Here is a 16954-nt window from a genome sequence, read left to right as displayed (position 1 = left end):
GTGACTGGGGTGAGCGAGCGCAGCCAACAAAGAGGCAACTTGAAAGACGAAGTGTATGATATGGATAAATAGATGTTTATTGACACACATTGCCATTTTGATTTCCCTCCTTTTTCGGGTGATGAAGCTGCAAGTTTAGAACGAGCCAGACAAGTGGGCGTTGAAAAAATTATTGTGCCGACTGTCAGTCAGGTATATTTCCAGAGGGTTGCTGATTTGGCGGCTAAGTATCAGGCAATCTATGCCGCGTTTGGATTGCATCCTTTATATATTAATGAACATTATGATACAGATCTGGATTGTCTGGAGCAGAAACTCAAAGAGAAACTTCCTCACTGTGTAGCGGTTGGTGAAATTGGTCTTGATCTGTATATGGCAGAACCCCAGTTTGAGCGGCAAAAAAGCGTTCTGGCAGCTCAGCTCAAGCTGGCCAAAAAATATGAGTTGCCTGTTTTGCTTCATTCCCGCAAAAGCCACGATCAACTGGCGGCAATGTTACGAAAACATCATGTTCCACGCACCGGCGTTATTCATGGTTTTGCTGGTAGCTTATCTCAGGCGCAGGCCTTTGTACGTATGGGTTTTTACATTGGCGTCGGGGGAACGATTACGTATGAAAGAGCGAAAAAAACGCGTGATACGATAGCTCGTCTGCCTCTTTCCTCTTTAGTATTGGAAACGGATGCACCTGATATGCCACTAGCCGGTTTTCAGGGGCAGCCAAACCGACCCGAAAGAATCGCGCAGGTTTTTTCTGTATTGTGTGAATTACGTCCTGAATCTCCGGATGAAATTTCCCGCCAAATTTATCAAAATAGCATGGAATTATTTGCGATCAGCTAATTTATCCCAGTGGAAATAGTCTACTTTTGGTTGAGCAAAATAGGCTATTCTGGTCGAAATAAACATTAATAATATTTAACTGGCATTATCTTCTCATTTCTTCCTTTTTTACCGCAAAATTATCTAAACCCTGATAAATAAAATGGGTATATGTGATATAAGTCTCATTTTCTGTTTTTATATTACTTTTTGCTGCATTAATTTGTGATGTCAGTTGCTTGTTCTTTTTTACTACTGGGTATAATCGCCTCCACACACAGTGTCAGTAGGAACTCACAATATAACTGACATATTTTTAATTCATTCAGTGAACAGGGATTCTTCCAATGCAACTCATTATGAGCCTGATAGGGATGGTAGTGCTGATTTTTATCGCAGTACTTTTCTCGAGTAATTATAAAGCTATTAAAATCCGCACTGTCCTTGGTGCCTTCTTGATTCAGGTTATTGTTGGTGCATTTGTACTCTATGTACCAGCAGGTAAAGACATTCTGGGTGGAATGTCAAAAGGTGTTTCCAATGTAATTGGATATGGTCAGCAGGGAATGGATTTCATTTTTGGCGGTCTGGTATCCAACAAAATGTTTGAGCTGTTCGGCGGTGGCGGTTTTGTATTTGCCCTGCGCGTTCTGCCAGTCATCGTTTTCTTCTCTTCTCTGATTGCCGTTTTGTATTACATTGGTGTTATGCAGCTAATCATCAAGATTCTGGGTGGTGGCCTGCAAAAAGTATTGGGAACATCACGTACTGAATCCCTGTCAGCAACAGCGAATATCTTCGTTGGTCAAACTGAAGCGCCTCTGGTTGTTCGTCCTTATATTGCGAGCATGACACAATCCGAACTATTTGCGGTGATGTGTGGTGGTCTGGCATCGGTAGCCGGTTCTGTACTGGCGGGTTATGCATCAATGGGTGTTCCGTTGGAATATCTGATTGCAGCGTCATTCATGGCAGCGCCGGGTGGCCTGTTGTTTGCAAAACTGATGGTACCGGAAACTGAAACCACTCACGATAATGTTGATGCGATGTCTCTGGTATCAGCAGAAGACCGTCCTGCAAATATTATCGATGCGGCGGCATCTGGTGCAGCATCCGGTATGCAGTTGGCTCTGAATGTGGGTGCAATGCTGTTGGCATTTATTGCTCTGATTGCTCTACTGAATGGTATTCTGGGTGGCATTGGTGGCTGGTTCAATTACCCGCAATTATCTCTGGAACTGCTGTTAGGCTGGGTATTCTCACCAATCGCTTACCTGATTGGTGTACCGTGGAATGAAGCAACAGTTGCTGGTTCTTTCATCGGACAGAAACTGGTAGTTAATGAATTCGTTGCATTTATGAACTTTGGTGAATACCTGAAACCGGATGATGTTGTCCGCGCTGCGGGACTTCAGGTTCTTTCTGAACATACGAAAGCAATTATTTCTTTCGCACTGTGTGGCTTTGCTAACCTTTCTTCTGTTGCTATTTTGCTGGGCGGTTTAGGCGGTATGGCACCAAGCCGTCGTGGTGATATTGCCCGTTTTGGTCTGAAAGCCGTATTGGCTGGTTCACTCTCTAACCTGATGAGTGCCACAATTGCAGGGTTCTTCCTCTCTCTGGCATAATTAGGAAGTCTAACCAGAAAATACAGACTAAATTGAATGCAGGTGAGTTTCTTACCTGCATTTTATTTTTTCCGGGCTTAATCAATGTGATTTCAATCACGATAAAATGATAATAATTGCAATTTTCATTTGATTAGTGTGATTCTAAGCATGAATTATTACATACTTACATGTTCAAATAATGATGAATCAAGATTTCATTGATTAAGCTAATACCTGCCGGGCAAGACAAGCTGAAAAAATCAAACTAAAGAAAAAGGTGCGGAGAGAAGGAACTCTGTTGTTGCTGTCATATCGAGGCATTGCAACATCTTCAAGGAACCAAGTCCGCTCACCAACATATGAATACATTAATAATTCGGAACAGTTAGCGATTAAATGTTCGGAAGAATATGTGAACTGATTCAGTTACGATAAAAATACCGTTGGAGAGTTTTATGACCGATTTAACCGCAGCTGCTCAGCGTGCGCTGAGCTTGATGGATTTAACTACACTCAATGATGATGATACTGATGAGAAAGTGACAGCACTTTGCCATCAGGCAAACAGCCCAGCAGGGCATACTGCGGCCATCTGTATCTATCCGCGTTTTATTCCCCTCGCCCGTAAGGTACTACGTGAACAGGGAACTCCGGATATCCGGATTGCGACTGTTACGAACTTCCCTCATGGCAATGATGATATTGATATCGCGCTGGCGGAGACTTGTGCAGCGATTGCTTATGGTGCAGATGAAGTGGATGTGGTTTTCCCTTATCGCGCCTTGATGGCGGGTAACGAACAAATTGGTTTTGATCTGGTTAAAGCCTGTAAAGACGCCTGTGCTGAATCAGGTGTCTGGCTGAAAGTCATTATTGAAACCGGAGAGCTGAAAGACGCTGCGCTGATCCGTAAGGCCTCTGAAATTTCAATTAAAGCAGGCGCTGATTTTATTAAGACATCAACCGGAAAAGTGCCGGTTAATGCGACACTGGAAAGTGCAGAGATCATGCTGAGTGTTATCCGTGATATGGACGTGGGAGAGACTGTCGGGTTTAAACCGGCGGGTGGTGTTCGCACAACAGAAGAAGCAGCACAGTATCTGGCACTGGCAGGCCGGATCATGGGCGACAAATGGGCAGACTCCCGCCATTTCCGTTTTGGCGCTTCCAGTCTGCTGGGTAGCTTATTGACGGCGCTGGGTCATCAGGGTCAAAAACAAAACAGTAGTTATTAACAATAGTAATTATTGAGAACAGTAGTTATTGGAAGCACAAGTTATTGAATGCAGAAGTTATAAAAACAGTCGTTTAAGATCAATAACAATGCCTTGAATGTTCGTTAAGATAGAGCTGATTCATGACTACTGTTCTTCTCAGACAATGATAATGGGAGGTAGCTTTGTTTTTGGCACAGGAAATTATCCGCAAAAAACGAGATGGTTTTTCACTGAGCGAAGAAGAAATCCGCTTCTTTATTAACGCTGTGCGTGATAATACGGTATCAGAAGGGCAAATTGCTGCTCTGGCGATGGCCATTTATTTCCGGGATATGACGATGGAAGAGCGGATTGCCTTAACATTGGCGGTACGTGATTCTGGTACAGTCCTTGACTGGAAAAAGTTGAATTTGCCCGGTCCGGTTGTGGATAAACATTCGACGGGTGGAGTTGGTGATGTGATATCCCTGATGTTGGGGCCAATGGTTGCAGCATGTGGTGGTTATGTTCCGATGATTTCAGGGCGTGGATTAGGTCATACCGGAGGAACGCTGGATAAATTAGAATCCATCCCCGGGTTTGATATTTTCCCCGATGATCACCGGTTCCGTGACATTATCCGGGATGTGGGTGTTGCAATTATCGGTCAGACTAACTCGCTGGCACCAGCGGATAAACGTTTTTATGCAACACGTGATATTACTGCTACCGTTGATTCTATTCCGCTGATTACCGCTTCTATTCTGGGCAAAAAACTGGCTGAAGGATTAGATGCTTTAGTTATGGATGTGAAAGTCGGTTCTGGCGCATTGATGCCGACTTATGAGCAGTCAGAACAGTTGGCGGAATCGATTGTTGCGGTGGCTAATGGTGCGGGTTGTAAAACAACGGCGCTGTTGACAGATATGAATCAGGTATTAGCATCCAGTGCCGGAAATGCGCTGGAAGTGCGTGAAGCGGTGCAGTTTCTGACAGGAGAATACCGCAATCCCCGGTTATTTGAAGTGACGATGGCATTATCTGCTGAGATGTTGGTATCGGGTAAACTGGCAGAAGATCGTGATGCTGCATATCGTCAATTACAGGCAGTACTCGATAATGGTAAGGCTGCGGAAATATTCGGGCGTATGGTGGCAGCTCAGAAAGGGCCTGCTGATTTTATTGAAAACTATGACTGTTATTTACCGACAGCTTCTTTCAGCAGACCTGTATTTGCTGAAAATAATATAATTAAAAAACAAAGCATTGTAACAGAAATGGATACCCGTGCATTGGGGATGGCAGTCGTTGCATTAGGCGGTGGTCGCCGCAAAGCGACTGATCCGATCAATTACAGTGTGGGGCTGAGTGATATAATTGCGCTTGGCTCAGAAGTAAACACAGATACTCCTCTGATGGTGATTCATGCCAATAATGAAGATGACTGGCATATGGCGGCAGAGGCTGTGCGTGCATCGCTTGTTTTTCAACAGGCACATACTTCGGCAGCAGAAGTGGATGCCGGAATGAAAGTCGCCACCCAGATGGTTTATCGTCGTATTGGTGGATAATTCAACAGAAGTATTGAATAGATTTTAACAGCTGGCAGTTCCCGCATTGATAGCGTGAATTGACACAGGAGAAAATTATGAAACGTACATTCATCATGGTCTTGGATTCCTTTGGTATCGGTGCGAGTGCAGATGCAGAAAGATTTGGTGACAAAGGGTCTAACACTTTAGGGCATATTGCAGAACAGTGCGCTCGTGGTGAAGCTGATATCGGTCGTCAGGGATTGTTGAAGTTACCGAATCTGAGCCGTTTGGGACTAGGAAAAGCAACGGAAGAATCCAGTGGAACTTTCCCGGTTGGTTTGGATAAAGATGCCGAAATTATCGGTGCCTATGGTTATGCGAGTGAACTTTCTTCTGGTAAAGACACGCCATCAGGTCATTGGGAAATTGCCGGCGTTCCGGTTTTATTCGACTGGGGTTATTTTAACGAGTTAGAAAACAGTTTCCCGCAGGAGTTATTGGATAAATTGGTTGAACGTGCCAATCTGCCGGGTTATCTGGGTAACTGCCACTCTTCCGGTACTGTTATTCTGGATAAGCTGGGAGAAGAGCACATGAAAACGGGTAAACCGATTTTCTATACCTCAGCGGATTCTGTTTTCCAGATTGCTTGTCACGAAGAAACATTCGGTCTGGATAAACTGTATGAATTATGTGAAATCGCCCGTGAAGAGCTCACTGATGGCGGTTATAACATTGGTCGTGTAATTGCCCGTCCGTTTGTCGGCGATAAAGCGGGTAACTTCCAGCGTACCGGAAACCGCCATGATTTGGCTGTTGAGCCACCAGCCCCGACTGTACTGAAAAAACTGGTTGATGAGAAACAGGGTGAAGTGGTTTCCATTGGTAAAATTGCTGATATTTACGCGAATGTTGGTATCACTAAAAAAGTGAAAGCGACGGGAATTGATGCACTGTTTGATGCTTCATTGATAGAGATGGAGCAAGCCGGTGACAATACGATTGTATTCACCAATTTTGTTGATTTTGACTCATCTTACGGTCATCGCCGTGATGTAGCCGGTTATGCTGCTGCACTGGAACTGTTCGATCGCCGTTTGCCGGAAATGCTGAAGATGGTGAAAGAAGATGACATTCTGATCCTGACGGCTGACCACGGTTGTGATCCAACCTGGCCGGGTACGGATCATACCCGTGAGCATATACCTGTACTGGTTTATGGGCCAAAGGTAAAACCAGGCTCATTAGGGCATCGTGAAACCTTTGCTGACATTGGTCAGACAGTAGCGAAATATTTCGACCTGACACCAATGGATTACGGCAAAGTGATGTTCTGATTTTCCGGGGGAGCCGTTGGCTTCCCCGATCGCTAATATTTTTTTAATACCCATACCCTATGGATTTTGAGCGGCATCGCGGCGGCAAGTGAGTGAATCTCCGGAGCATAGGTAGCTATGTGACCGGGAGGAGCGAGCACAGCCACCAAAAAGGCAGCCCGAAAGACAACGGGTATAATAAAAACAAGGAATAGATTTATGGCCACCCCACATATTAATGCTGAGATGGGCGATTTTGCTGATGTTGTTTTAATGCCAGGCGATCCACTGCGTGCAAAATACATTGCAGAAACTTTTCTGGAAGATGTGCGTCAGGTTAACGATGTGCGCGGTATGCTCGGCTTCACTGGTACTTATAAAGGCCGTCGTATTTCAGTCATGGGGCACGGTATGGGCATTCCATCCTGTTCCATTTATGCCAAAGAATTGATCACCGAATTTGGTGTCAAAAAGATTATCCGTATTGGCTCCTGTGGTGCCGTAAGCGAAGATGTTAAAATTCGCGACGTAGTGATTGGCATGGGTGCTTGTACTGACTCTAAAGTCAACCGTCTGCGTTTTAAGGATCATGATTTTGCAGCAATCGCTGACTTTGATTTGATCCGTAATGCGGTTGATGCAGCTAAAGCGAAAAATATCAATGCGCGCGTTGGTAACATTTTCTCTGCGGATCTGTTCTATACTCCAGACCCACAAATGTTCGATGTCATGGAAAAATACGGCATTCTGGGCGTTGAAATGGAAGCGGCTGGCATTTACGGTGTTGCGGCTGAATTTGGTGCAAAAGCACTAGCAATTTGTACTGTTTCTGACCATATTCGTACAGGTGAACAGACTACCGCTGAAGAGCGTCAGACTACTTTCAATGACATGATTGAAATCGCTCTTGAATCTATTTTGTTAGGTGACAATTAAAAATAATGTAATTTAATTGCTTTATTAAAATAAAAGCCCTTCTCTATAATGAGAAGGGCTTTTTTATTATCCAGTATAATATGTTTTTCAGATGGTTTTATTAAGAATTAATCTCATTTATTTGTTTGTCTGTTTTCATTTTATCAATCGCTGATTTTATTATGAAAATAATAAATGAATATTTTTAACAAAAAACACCCATTCAACTAAAGTAATAATTTAATATTATAATTAGCGTGTTAATTTTCTAAAATAGATGAATATTTTGCTTATATTTTGTCTTCTCCTTTTGTTTTGATATTAAAATCTAATTTTTATCATTATCTCAGTTTAATTGAGTATTTTTTTATTTTAAAAAAGACAAAATCGCTCAATAAAGATGCGCAAACTAAGATTCTAAACTATTCGTCTTTGTGAGATGCAATTCAGGAAAATAATCTAAATTTACATGTTTATCAGTAAAATATATTGCTGTCTATGCGTGGTTTTTGGTAAAAACTCATATCCGATACGCAGTTAGGGATCATTGCCAGTTTTATCCGCTGAAATTTGACTTAGGGTGCTTTGTATAGAATCATAATATCGATTTCATTTAGTTGAACAGTTAAGCCGTCTGTCAAAAAACTAAATAGCAATTATCCTAAAAGCCAGAAATTAATTTCTGGGTTTAGGACATTCCTTGAATATAAATCCCTACTTTTTAATTAAAAGGTATAAATTCGATTATGAAACTGAATAAATTGGCAATGGTTTTAGGTCTTGGTGTCGCTTTAACTGCAGGCGCTGCAAATGCAGGTGGAAGTGACGACAACATGAATGATCGTGGTTTCGTTCACTTCAAAGGTTCTATTATTAATCCGACTTGTTCAATTAAAAATTCCCATATTGATGTTAATTTTGGCGAAGTTCGGACTTCTAAGTTTAAGTCCAACAAAGATGGTCAATCCGAACGTATACCTTTTGATATTATTTTAGACAAATGTTCTGATATCACAGGAAAGAAAATTTCCACAACGTTCACAGGCGATACGGTTGATGCTAATGGCGATCTTTTAGCTATTAAAGGTAAAGCTAAAGGTGTAGGCATCCAAATTGGCGACTTAAATGACGGTGAGAACGGAAGACTGATTCGTTTCGGCACACCTACAACTGGTGTAGATGCAGTTGATAACCGCCTGCGTTTCGATGCAAACCTGAAAGTTATTCCTGGTCAGACTGTAACAACAGGTGACTTCTATGCATTCGCATACTTTACTATGAACTACCTGTAATAGTGAAAACTAAAGGCTAGTTTTTAATTGCTGAATGTCAGGAAGCCCATGTCATTTTGATTTTTATTTGGGTTTCCTGACATCTTATTCAGCCTATTTCAAACATGCACTGTGTCTAATAACGGTGTTTAAAACTGATAAGAAAGCGATTTAAGTGGCTTGAGAATTGGAAATCTTCTTTAGAGTTAATTGAAGTTGATGTTTTCTCAGTTACCTATATTCGGAAAATCACACATTCTGCCATACATACGGATTTGGCACTATCAGGCAGTAATTAAATTCAAATTGAATTATTAACGATTCATTGCTTAGAGGATGTTATGGCTTGGTTTATAGCTTCTATGAATCATGATTTTTCGTCTGTTAATAAAGAAACACGCAGTAATAGAAAAAGAATCTTTAATAAAAACCACGTGCTTAATAAACAAAGAATAGCTAATAAAATAAATACAAAACCTTCGAAGCCCGGTATTAAGCTACTTTCTGCCCTGATACTATTTTCTCTGTCCGGTATCCAGTTTGCTTATTCTAAGCCTATTGAATTCAATACTGATGCTCTGGATATTAATGAACGCTCCAATATTGATTTGGAGAAGTTTTCCCGTGCAGGTTATATCATGCCGGGGAACTATATGATGGCAGTTCGGGTGAATCAGTCTGAATTGCAGGATATGTATCCTATTGACTTCCTCGTGCCGGATAATGATCCGCAAGGCAGTGAAGCCTGTATTTCACCCGAATTAGTGAAAAGAATCGGCCTGCAATCAAAATGGGCCGATAAATTAGTCTGGCAGAATAATGAAAAATGCCTTGATCTGAATAGCCTGCCGGGGACCATGGTTAAAGGGGATTTAGCCACTTATACCCTGTATTTAGTTGTTCCTAAAATCTATCTGGAATATGAATCACCGAACTGGGATCCTCCTTCCCGCTGGGATGAAGGTGTCCCCGGATTGTTATTTGATTACAACATTTATGCACAGGCAACTAAACCAGATCATGGTAATGCGCGCCAGCAAATCAGTGCAAATGGTACGACTGGTATTAATGCCGGCGCGTGGCGCTTCCGTGCAAACTGGCAGAGCAGATACGATCACACTAATACCGGGAAGAACGGTTCGGATGATACAAATCGCTCCAGCTCCAGAAAACGCAGTTGGGATTGGACCCGTTACTACGCGTATCGCGCCCTTCCTACTATGGAAGCTAAGCTGACACTGGGAGAGAGTTACCTTAATTCCAATATTTTCGATAGCTTCCGTTACACCGGGATTAGTCTGGTAACAGATGAAAATATGTTGCCGCCTAATTTACGCGGCTATGCCGCAGAGGTTACAGGTGTTGCGAGAACTAATGCCAAAGTCACTATCAGCCAGATGGGAAGAGTGCTGTATGAAACTCAGGTTTCCGCAGGTCCATTCCGTATTCAGGATCTCAGTGATGCCGTAGCAGGAACACTGGATGTCAGAATTGAAGAGCAGGATGGTGGAGTCCAGCAATTTCAGGTCAATACGGCAACTGTTCCTTTCCTAACGCGCCCCGGACGTGTGCAGTACAAATTTATTGGCGGACAATCCACGAATGAAAAACATCGTCGCGAAGGGCCGGCTTTTGGTTTGGGAGAATTTTCCTGGGGGATCAATAACGGTTGGTCATTGTATGGCGGGCTTTTGGCTGCGGGTGACTATGACGCCTTATCGCTGGGGATAGGACGTGATTTGCTGATGTTTGGGGCATTGGCGTTTGATGTAACAGGTTCAAGAGCAAAATTGCCAGGTGAGAACAAAACGTTGACGGGGGGATCTTATCGCCTCAGTTACTCGAAGCGTTTTGAAGAGTACAACAGTCAGCTGACATTCGCCGGATATCGCTTCTCTGAACGTGATTTCATGAGTATGGGGCAATATATTGACCGTCGTTACCGTTCCCGAAATATATCCTCTGATAGTGGAAAAGAACTCTATACCGTTAATTTAAATAAACAATTTAATGAATTAGGGTTCAGCACCACTTTCAGCTATAGCCACCAGACCTACTGGAATAAGCCAACGAATAACCGCTATGACCTCTCTTTATCTAAGCATCTGGATATAGACCGTTATAAAGGTATCTATGTCAATTTATCCGCTTATCGTAACAATTTTGACAATAAAAAAGATGATGGTCTGTATCTGAGTCTTTCCATTCCTTGGGGAGAAACAGGAACTGTCAGTTATAACGGATTAGTCAATCGTCAGGGTAATGGTCATACAGTCGGTTATTTCAATCGAATTGATGATCGTAATAACTATCGCATTTCAACAGGTGTGAATACACGTGGAAGGGCAACAGTAGACGGTTATTACACTCATTATGGTGATGAAGCATTGGTGACCGCCAGCGCCAGCCATCAATCCGATAGTAATACTAGCGCGACTCTGGGTTTACAGGGTGGGATCACTGCAACGGGTAAAGGAGTCGCTTTACACCGTACAAATATAGCTGGTGCAACCCGCCTGATGGTAGATACCGAAGGTGTACGGAATGTGCCTGTCCAGTCTTACGGCTCTTCAATTCACTCCAATTACTTTGGCAAAGCTGTACTGGCTGATGTGAACAGCTATCACCGTAATACCGCAAATATTGACTTGGATAAATTGCCGGATGACGTGGAAGCAATGCGTTCGGTTCAGTTGGCGACATTAACCGAAGGTGCCATTGGATATCGTAAATTCCAGGTGATATCCGGGATTAAAGCCATGACAGTGATCCGTTTGCCTGATGGTTCGTTCCCGCCTTTTGGTGCATCTGTTATGAACGCCAGCCAACGGGAAATTGGCATGGTGAGTGATGATGGATATGCCTACCTGAGTGGAATGAAAAAGGGTGAGAAATTGCAGATTCATTGGGATGGACATGCTCAGTGTGAGGTGACTGTACCAGATAATATCTCATCAGAGTATTCAACCGCATTTTTGCTGCCTTGCCAGTTTTTAAATGTAAATGATAAGTAAAAAGCAATAAAAAAAACCATGAAATAGGTTTTTAATGAAGTATTACATTAATTTTTAATGCGGTAATGCCGATATTAATTGATCGCAGTAATACAAATATACGTTTTTAAAGCATGAGCTAATGACACTATGAAACTGAAAAAAATTCTAATGATAGCTGCCGTGACGGTAACAAGTTTAATGTCAGTCCATCAGGCAACGGCGGCGATAGCATTAGATCGCACCCGGGCTATTTTTAATGGGAATGAAAAATCTGTCAGCTTAAATATTGAGAATCAACACCCTGATTTGCCTTATTTAGCACAGGCATGGATTGAAGATGAGCAGGGAAATAAAATCAACAGCCCACTTGTTGTTGTTCCGCCTGTTCAGCGTATTGAAGCCGGGATGAAGAGCCAGATTAAGATTCAGACACTACCCGCGATAGCGCAATTACCTCTGGATAGAGAAAGCCTGTTCTATTTCAACGTCCGTGAAATTCCACCACGCAGTGAAAAATCAAATGTTTTGCAACTCGCGATACAGACGAAAATTAAATTGTTCTACCGCCCGGAAGCGGTTATCGCACGTCGTGTGGATCTGGAAAACCCGTGGCAGGAAAAACTGACGTTAACCCGTCAGGGAAACCAGTATGTGCTGAATAACCCAACGCCGTATTACGTCACGATTGCAGAAGGCCAGAGTCAAGTTAAAGGCAAGCCGGTCGAGGGGTTCAAACCATTCATGCTGGCACCTAAAAGCAGTGAAACACTGGGCGGAACAGCCAGCGCTTTCGGTAGTAACCCTATCTTGACTTATGTCAATGACTATGGCGGACACCCGCAGTTAGCTTTTAGTTGTAGTGGCAATAACTGTACGGTGACAAAGATTCTCGATGAAGAGGGCTGATTAGATTTGGTGAATCACAAAACAGACTTCACCCAATCATAATGAATTTTAGGATAAAGAATAATGAATTCGTTAAATATAAAGTTCTCTGACTGTGCGCGGAAATTATTAGTACTGCCGGCCTTATTCCTGTTGGGAATGAGCAGCCTGCAAGGTGCTTATGCGCAAGATAACCTTCGTCAAAATGTCAGAATTACGATGACTGTACTGGCGCCTTCCTGTGTGATTAAACCGGAAGATAAAGCGATGGAAGTGGATTTTGGCAGCATTACCAGCCGGGATCTTTATTTATATCAGCGCACACCAAGCCAGCCATTCCGTCTGCATTTGGAAGAGTGTGACCCCAAAGTCGCGCAGAAAGTGAATATCAAATTTGTCGGGCAAGAGAGCAAAGAGCAGCCGGGATTATTGGCGTTCAGTCACGGCAGCAATGCTTCTGGTGCGGCTATTGGTATGGAAAAACTGGATGGTACACCACTTCCTTTTAATAAAACGGCTCAGTTCTCACTTGCTGGCACGAACAGTAGTCATGTCATTCCGTTTCAGGCCTATGTCAAAGCCGATCCTAACGCACTTTTGCAAAACAAAATTGGTGTCGGAGAGTTCAATGCGATGGCAACTTTTGAGCTTAGTTATGAATAGCTACGCCAGCCTTTTGAGTGGATTCCATGATATTCGGGCCAGGCTTGGGGCTATTTAGGGAAATAAATTATGCGTCATATTACAAAATCATTAATGAAGTTTTCTGCATCATTATTTTTCTTAACTGCTTCATATTCTTATGGTGGAGCTTATGTTATGCCCGTGAATACCACTACATCGGGTAAACAAACCATTACGACAATGGAGCTGATTGAATGGACGGAAGAAGAGGGAATTGAGAACCCTTGTTATAACAAGCCGCAATGTTATGTTGGCCCGGATGTCCAGTATAACAATGGTAAACAGCCGGGTATGTATGGCTCTTGTATTGATGCAAAGGTCTGTTTGACTGACGCCCATAAATACCGGACAACCGCAGATGTCATGCGGGCTTATAAAAGCCAGCTTGGAATTCCTAAACGGGTCACATTCCCGATTATTACTGCGAATGCACAGTGTGTCGGCTTGTTTTATACCAACCAGATATCATCAGGTTATGGTACAGCACAAAAATTTCCTAATTCAACCTGCAATAAATTACCGCCTGCAAACCAGAGTTGTGAACTTATTGTTCCCGTTGAAATTGCTTATGGTGAATTAAAAGCCTCAGAAGTTAATAACGCAACCCGTTCTATTAATGGCCAGTTTAGCTGTGCACTTTATAGCAACAAAATAATGTTGCAGGTTAAGTCTATTAATAACGAACCCAAAGTTTATCTCGATGCTAATAAACAAATTTATTCAGCATTACAGATTGATGGAAAGAATGCAGCAGATGGAGTGAATGTCACTGCTGAGGGAAAATATATACCTTCCACTTTCACTCTGACTTCAACACTGCACACATTAATACAACCGAAAGCCGGTAAATATGAAGGTACAGCAGTTGTCTTACTAACCTATTTATAATGAGGGTAAAGATACTATGCGAGTCAGTATGCTGGTAGGTAAACGGATCCAAATGAAGCGAAAAGAGCTTGGGATAACAGCAGCAGAGCTGGCGGACAGAATCGGCGTCAGTCACCAGCAGTTATCACGTTATGAACGGGGAACGAATCGAATTAGTCTGGAACATTTGGTTGTTGTCTCTATTACTCTGAAAACACCTGCAAGCTGGTTTCTGGAAGATTGTTTTATTAAACCCGCTCCTCAAATGAAAAACCAACATACCTGTGTGGCTGAAACAATATTAGATTTATATTGAATAAAAAGTATTAATTAAGAAGGTGTGATTAAATTTATATAAAAGCCATCTCAAAAAATGGATGGCTTTTTATTTATCAGGACAACCAATCGGATTTTTCAGCGTTGTACCTTGATTACTGTATCAATATTACCTTATTCGTTTTGAGCGTAATAACTGATGTTTCCATTAATATATTTTTCTACAATATCATTATGTTCAGTAACAAGGCTATTTCCCCAAGTCACCACTCTGTTATCTGATGTCAAAGCCGCAAAGGCTTTTCCTGTAGCGTAAATAGCTCTGACATTATATAGCTGAGCTTGGGTTTTCTCATCAATCACACCACCATAATCCTTATCACCCCAAGCATAAACGGTACCATCTACATGTAATGCGGCAAAGGCCTTAGCCGAGCAAGTAACTTGGGAAATTTTTTTATAAATATTTATTGTCGATTTAGTAAGATTTTTTTTATTTACTGCTGTGACAGTACCATCATGATGTCTTAATATAGCTGTATCTCTATTGCATGATATATCGGCAACATTATCGACTATCAAAGGGTTAGAGTCCAGTGAGTAATAGAATTCTCGTGGTGAAGTTAAGAACAATGCCTGACTAGAAGAATTCAATATAATAGCCGTATATATCAAATCCATATCTTGACCGGATCCCCCAACAAAATCTCCATTATAATATAAGCCAGAAACAGAAAGAGATAGAAGTATACTATCTCCAGCTTGAGTATAATCTGTATATGACTTCATTTTCAATGTACCATTATTATTGATGTACATAACTTCATTACCAAAAAAAGACGATAAGACCCGAGGATTATTTAAATCTTCTGAGTGAATAGAATAATTAGAATCCACATAACCAGGGTAATTAGCATAAGGAAAATACTGAGACATAAGTTTACGAATTACTTTCATCTCCATATCAATGATATATAGAGATATATCATCGGCGAAGAATAAAGACTTATCAGTAGAGTCTACATGACTGATTGAAGGAGATATATTATAATATCCCCAATGTAAATATGTTCCATCAGAGCGTAGACCCATTGCACATGTTCCTCCCAATCCAATATCAATAAAATCGTTCCCCGTGGGAGGTGAACCACCAAGATCCATGTCAGTGGCTGATGGCCAAAATGATAATGCCCCATCTTCTTTTAGAGCCAAATAACCACAACCTGCTGCAACAGCTTTACTCACATTGTTATCGACAATACCTAGGGATTTAGGATTTATATTTCCCCAGATAACTAAATCACGATTATTAAGCAATGCTGCAAAACTGGAGGTAAAACATTCTGGCACACCATAAATTAAGCTGACTGGTATATAACCTGTTTGATATTCGGAAAAATCTGAATACACATTGTCGTGTCCTCCTCCATTACCAAAAATGTTGAGTGGGTTAAGTGTGACCGTTTTGCCTGACGTTGAAGTTGCTGTTATAGGTAAATAAGGTGCACTATCATAGAAATAACTAGAATGATTATTTTGCCAAGTTATATCTGTTTTTGGGATTCCGATATATGACCAAGTGACTTTAATTGGATTACGTTTCATATCCCAGGCTGTGAGACATTGTGGTCCTGGAAGGGCGTTAGCAGCACCGTAAAGAGTAGAGCGGGCGCCCATGATTAAAAAATCAGAGTCGTCGACAGGTGGATTTGTTGGTGGAACCTTAATAATAACCTTTTTTTCAGGAGAAGGAGGGGACTTACTTCCGGACTGTCTACTAACAGTATAATATCCTTGATACTGGCCACTGGTTGAAAATTTATGTTTATCAAACACAACGATGTAGGTGTCAGCAGGTTCTGTTTCAACAAGATAAGGCTCAGATGTTATTGTATCTCCTCCTTCAATAGTAAGATAACCCTGTATTATGTCACCATCCTCTTCACCAGAATAATACGGAACAACCATTTCTATATAGGTAATTTTGGATACATCCATACCACCAATATCAATGACTCCGTCTGGATCGGCTTGAGGGAATTTAGGGGCTTTCAGATAATAGCTATCACTTTTAATAGTGATATTTAATTTTTCAGAAATTAACCTCTCGCCTGAAGGTTTAATAATAACATAATATACTTCATATTCATCATTGATGATAAAGTCATCTAATGAAAACAATAGACTATAAGATAAATTTTCTTTATTTCTGGAAACATTTTGTAAGGATGTTATTATTTCTCCCTTACCATTTTCTATATAGCCTGTTATTTGATATGAATCATCTAATTCTTCATGGTGCGGAACTGATAGGGTTAAATGTGTATCACCACGTGCCCTGTATGCGACAATATCGATCATGCCATTTTTATTCTGATCGATACAGGGATGTCTAATTTTATTATTTTCTGTCATTTTTATTATCATCACGCATCCTGTCTGTGCAGATATATTACTGCAGACTTTCAGCAATGCTCCTGTTATGCTGTTCTGTGATTTTTATCTATCAGCTCATAACTATATGAGCTGATAGCATTATGCTCACAATACTCATTTAATGAGTATATTAAATTGTTGCCAT

Annotated in this window: 13 protein-coding genes; 12 read left to right on the top strand and 1 reads right to left on the bottom strand. The window is 41.5% G+C overall.

Annotation, left to right across the window (positions count from 1 at the left end; translation table 11 throughout):
- The first annotated feature begins 72 nt into the window (after positions 1-72).
- The 12 genes from AACS92_RS15210 to AACS92_RS15155 all read left to right on the top strand — a co-directional run bounded on the left by AACS92_RS15210 (position 73) and on the right by AACS92_RS15155 (position 14413).
- Positions 73-843, top strand: a complete 771-nt coding sequence (locus AACS92_RS15210; protein ID WP_099108843.1) for a TatD family hydrolase — start codon at positions 73-75, stop codon at positions 841-843.
- Between the two features lie 338 nt (positions 844-1181).
- Complete coding sequence (locus tag AACS92_RS15205) at positions 1182-2450, top strand: NupC/NupG family nucleoside CNT transporter (RefSeq protein WP_193756871.1); 1269 nt, start codon at positions 1182-1184, stop codon at positions 2448-2450.
- A 437-nt stretch (positions 2451-2887) separates the two neighbouring features.
- Entirely contained in the window at positions 2888-3667 is a 780-nt protein-coding gene (deoC, locus tag AACS92_RS15200) for a deoxyribose-phosphate aldolase (RefSeq protein ID WP_099108841.1), read from the top strand.
- A 164-nt stretch (positions 3668-3831) separates the two neighbouring features.
- Positions 3832-5199, top strand: coding sequence for a thymidine phosphorylase (deoA, locus tag AACS92_RS15195; RefSeq protein WP_099108840.1), 1368 nt, complete (start codon positions 3832-3834; stop codon positions 5197-5199).
- Between the two features lie 77 nt (positions 5200-5276).
- Positions 5277-6500: a phosphopentomutase gene (deoB, locus tag AACS92_RS15190; protein WP_099108839.1), complete on the top strand. Its 1224-nt coding sequence runs from the start codon at positions 5277-5279 to the stop codon at positions 6498-6500.
- A gap of 198 nt (positions 6501-6698) precedes the next feature.
- Positions 6699-7415, top strand: coding sequence for a purine-nucleoside phosphorylase (deoD, locus tag AACS92_RS15185; protein WP_099108838.1), 717 nt, complete (start codon positions 6699-6701; stop codon positions 7413-7415).
- Positions 7416-8140: 725 nt separating this feature from the next.
- Positions 8141-8686 carry a fimbrial protein gene (locus AACS92_RS15180; protein WP_099108837.1) on the top strand — a complete coding sequence of 182 codons (546 nt, stop codon included), beginning with the start codon at positions 8141-8143 and terminating at the stop codon, positions 8684-8686.
- Positions 8687-9006: 320 nt separating this feature from the next.
- The gene (locus AACS92_RS15175) at positions 9007-11679 is read left to right on the top strand and encodes an outer membrane usher protein (RefSeq protein ID WP_241537891.1); all 2673 of its coding nucleotides are present in this window, start codon (positions 9007-9009) and stop codon (positions 11677-11679) included.
- 129 nt (positions 11680-11808) lie between these two features.
- Positions 11809-12567, top strand: coding sequence for a fimbria/pilus periplasmic chaperone (locus tag AACS92_RS15170; RefSeq protein ID WP_099108835.1), 759 nt, complete (start codon positions 11809-11811; stop codon positions 12565-12567).
- Between the two features lie 63 nt (positions 12568-12630).
- The gene (locus tag AACS92_RS15165) at positions 12631-13209 is read left to right on the top strand and encodes a fimbrial protein (RefSeq protein ID WP_099108834.1); all 579 of its coding nucleotides are present in this window, start codon (positions 12631-12633) and stop codon (positions 13207-13209) included.
- Between the two features lie 69 nt (positions 13210-13278).
- Positions 13279-14118, top strand: coding sequence for an MrpH family fimbial adhesin (locus tag AACS92_RS15160; protein WP_099108833.1), 840 nt, complete (start codon positions 13279-13281; stop codon positions 14116-14118).
- A 16-nt stretch (positions 14119-14134) separates the two neighbouring features.
- The gene (locus AACS92_RS15155) at positions 14135-14413 is read left to right on the top strand and encodes a helix-turn-helix domain-containing protein (protein ID WP_099108832.1); all 279 of its coding nucleotides are present in this window, start codon (positions 14135-14137) and stop codon (positions 14411-14413) included.
- Between the two features lie 134 nt (positions 14414-14547).
- On the opposite strand, the gene AACS92_RS15150 is transcribed toward AACS92_RS15155, so the two are convergent.
- A complete protein-coding gene (locus AACS92_RS15150) occupies positions 14548-16800 on the bottom strand; it encodes a hypothetical protein (protein ID WP_099108831.1) in 2253 nt (750 codons plus the stop codon).
- Positions 16801-16954: the final 154 nt, after the last annotated feature.

Origin of the sequence: Xenorhabdus sp. KJ12.1, assembly GCF_963876495.1 — a bacterium.
GTDB lineage: Bacteria > Pseudomonadota > Gammaproteobacteria > Enterobacterales > Enterobacteriaceae > Xenorhabdus > Xenorhabdus stockiae.
The sequence above is the reverse complement of the archived record's forward strand: the minus strand, read 5'-3'. Positions and strand labels throughout refer to the sequence as shown.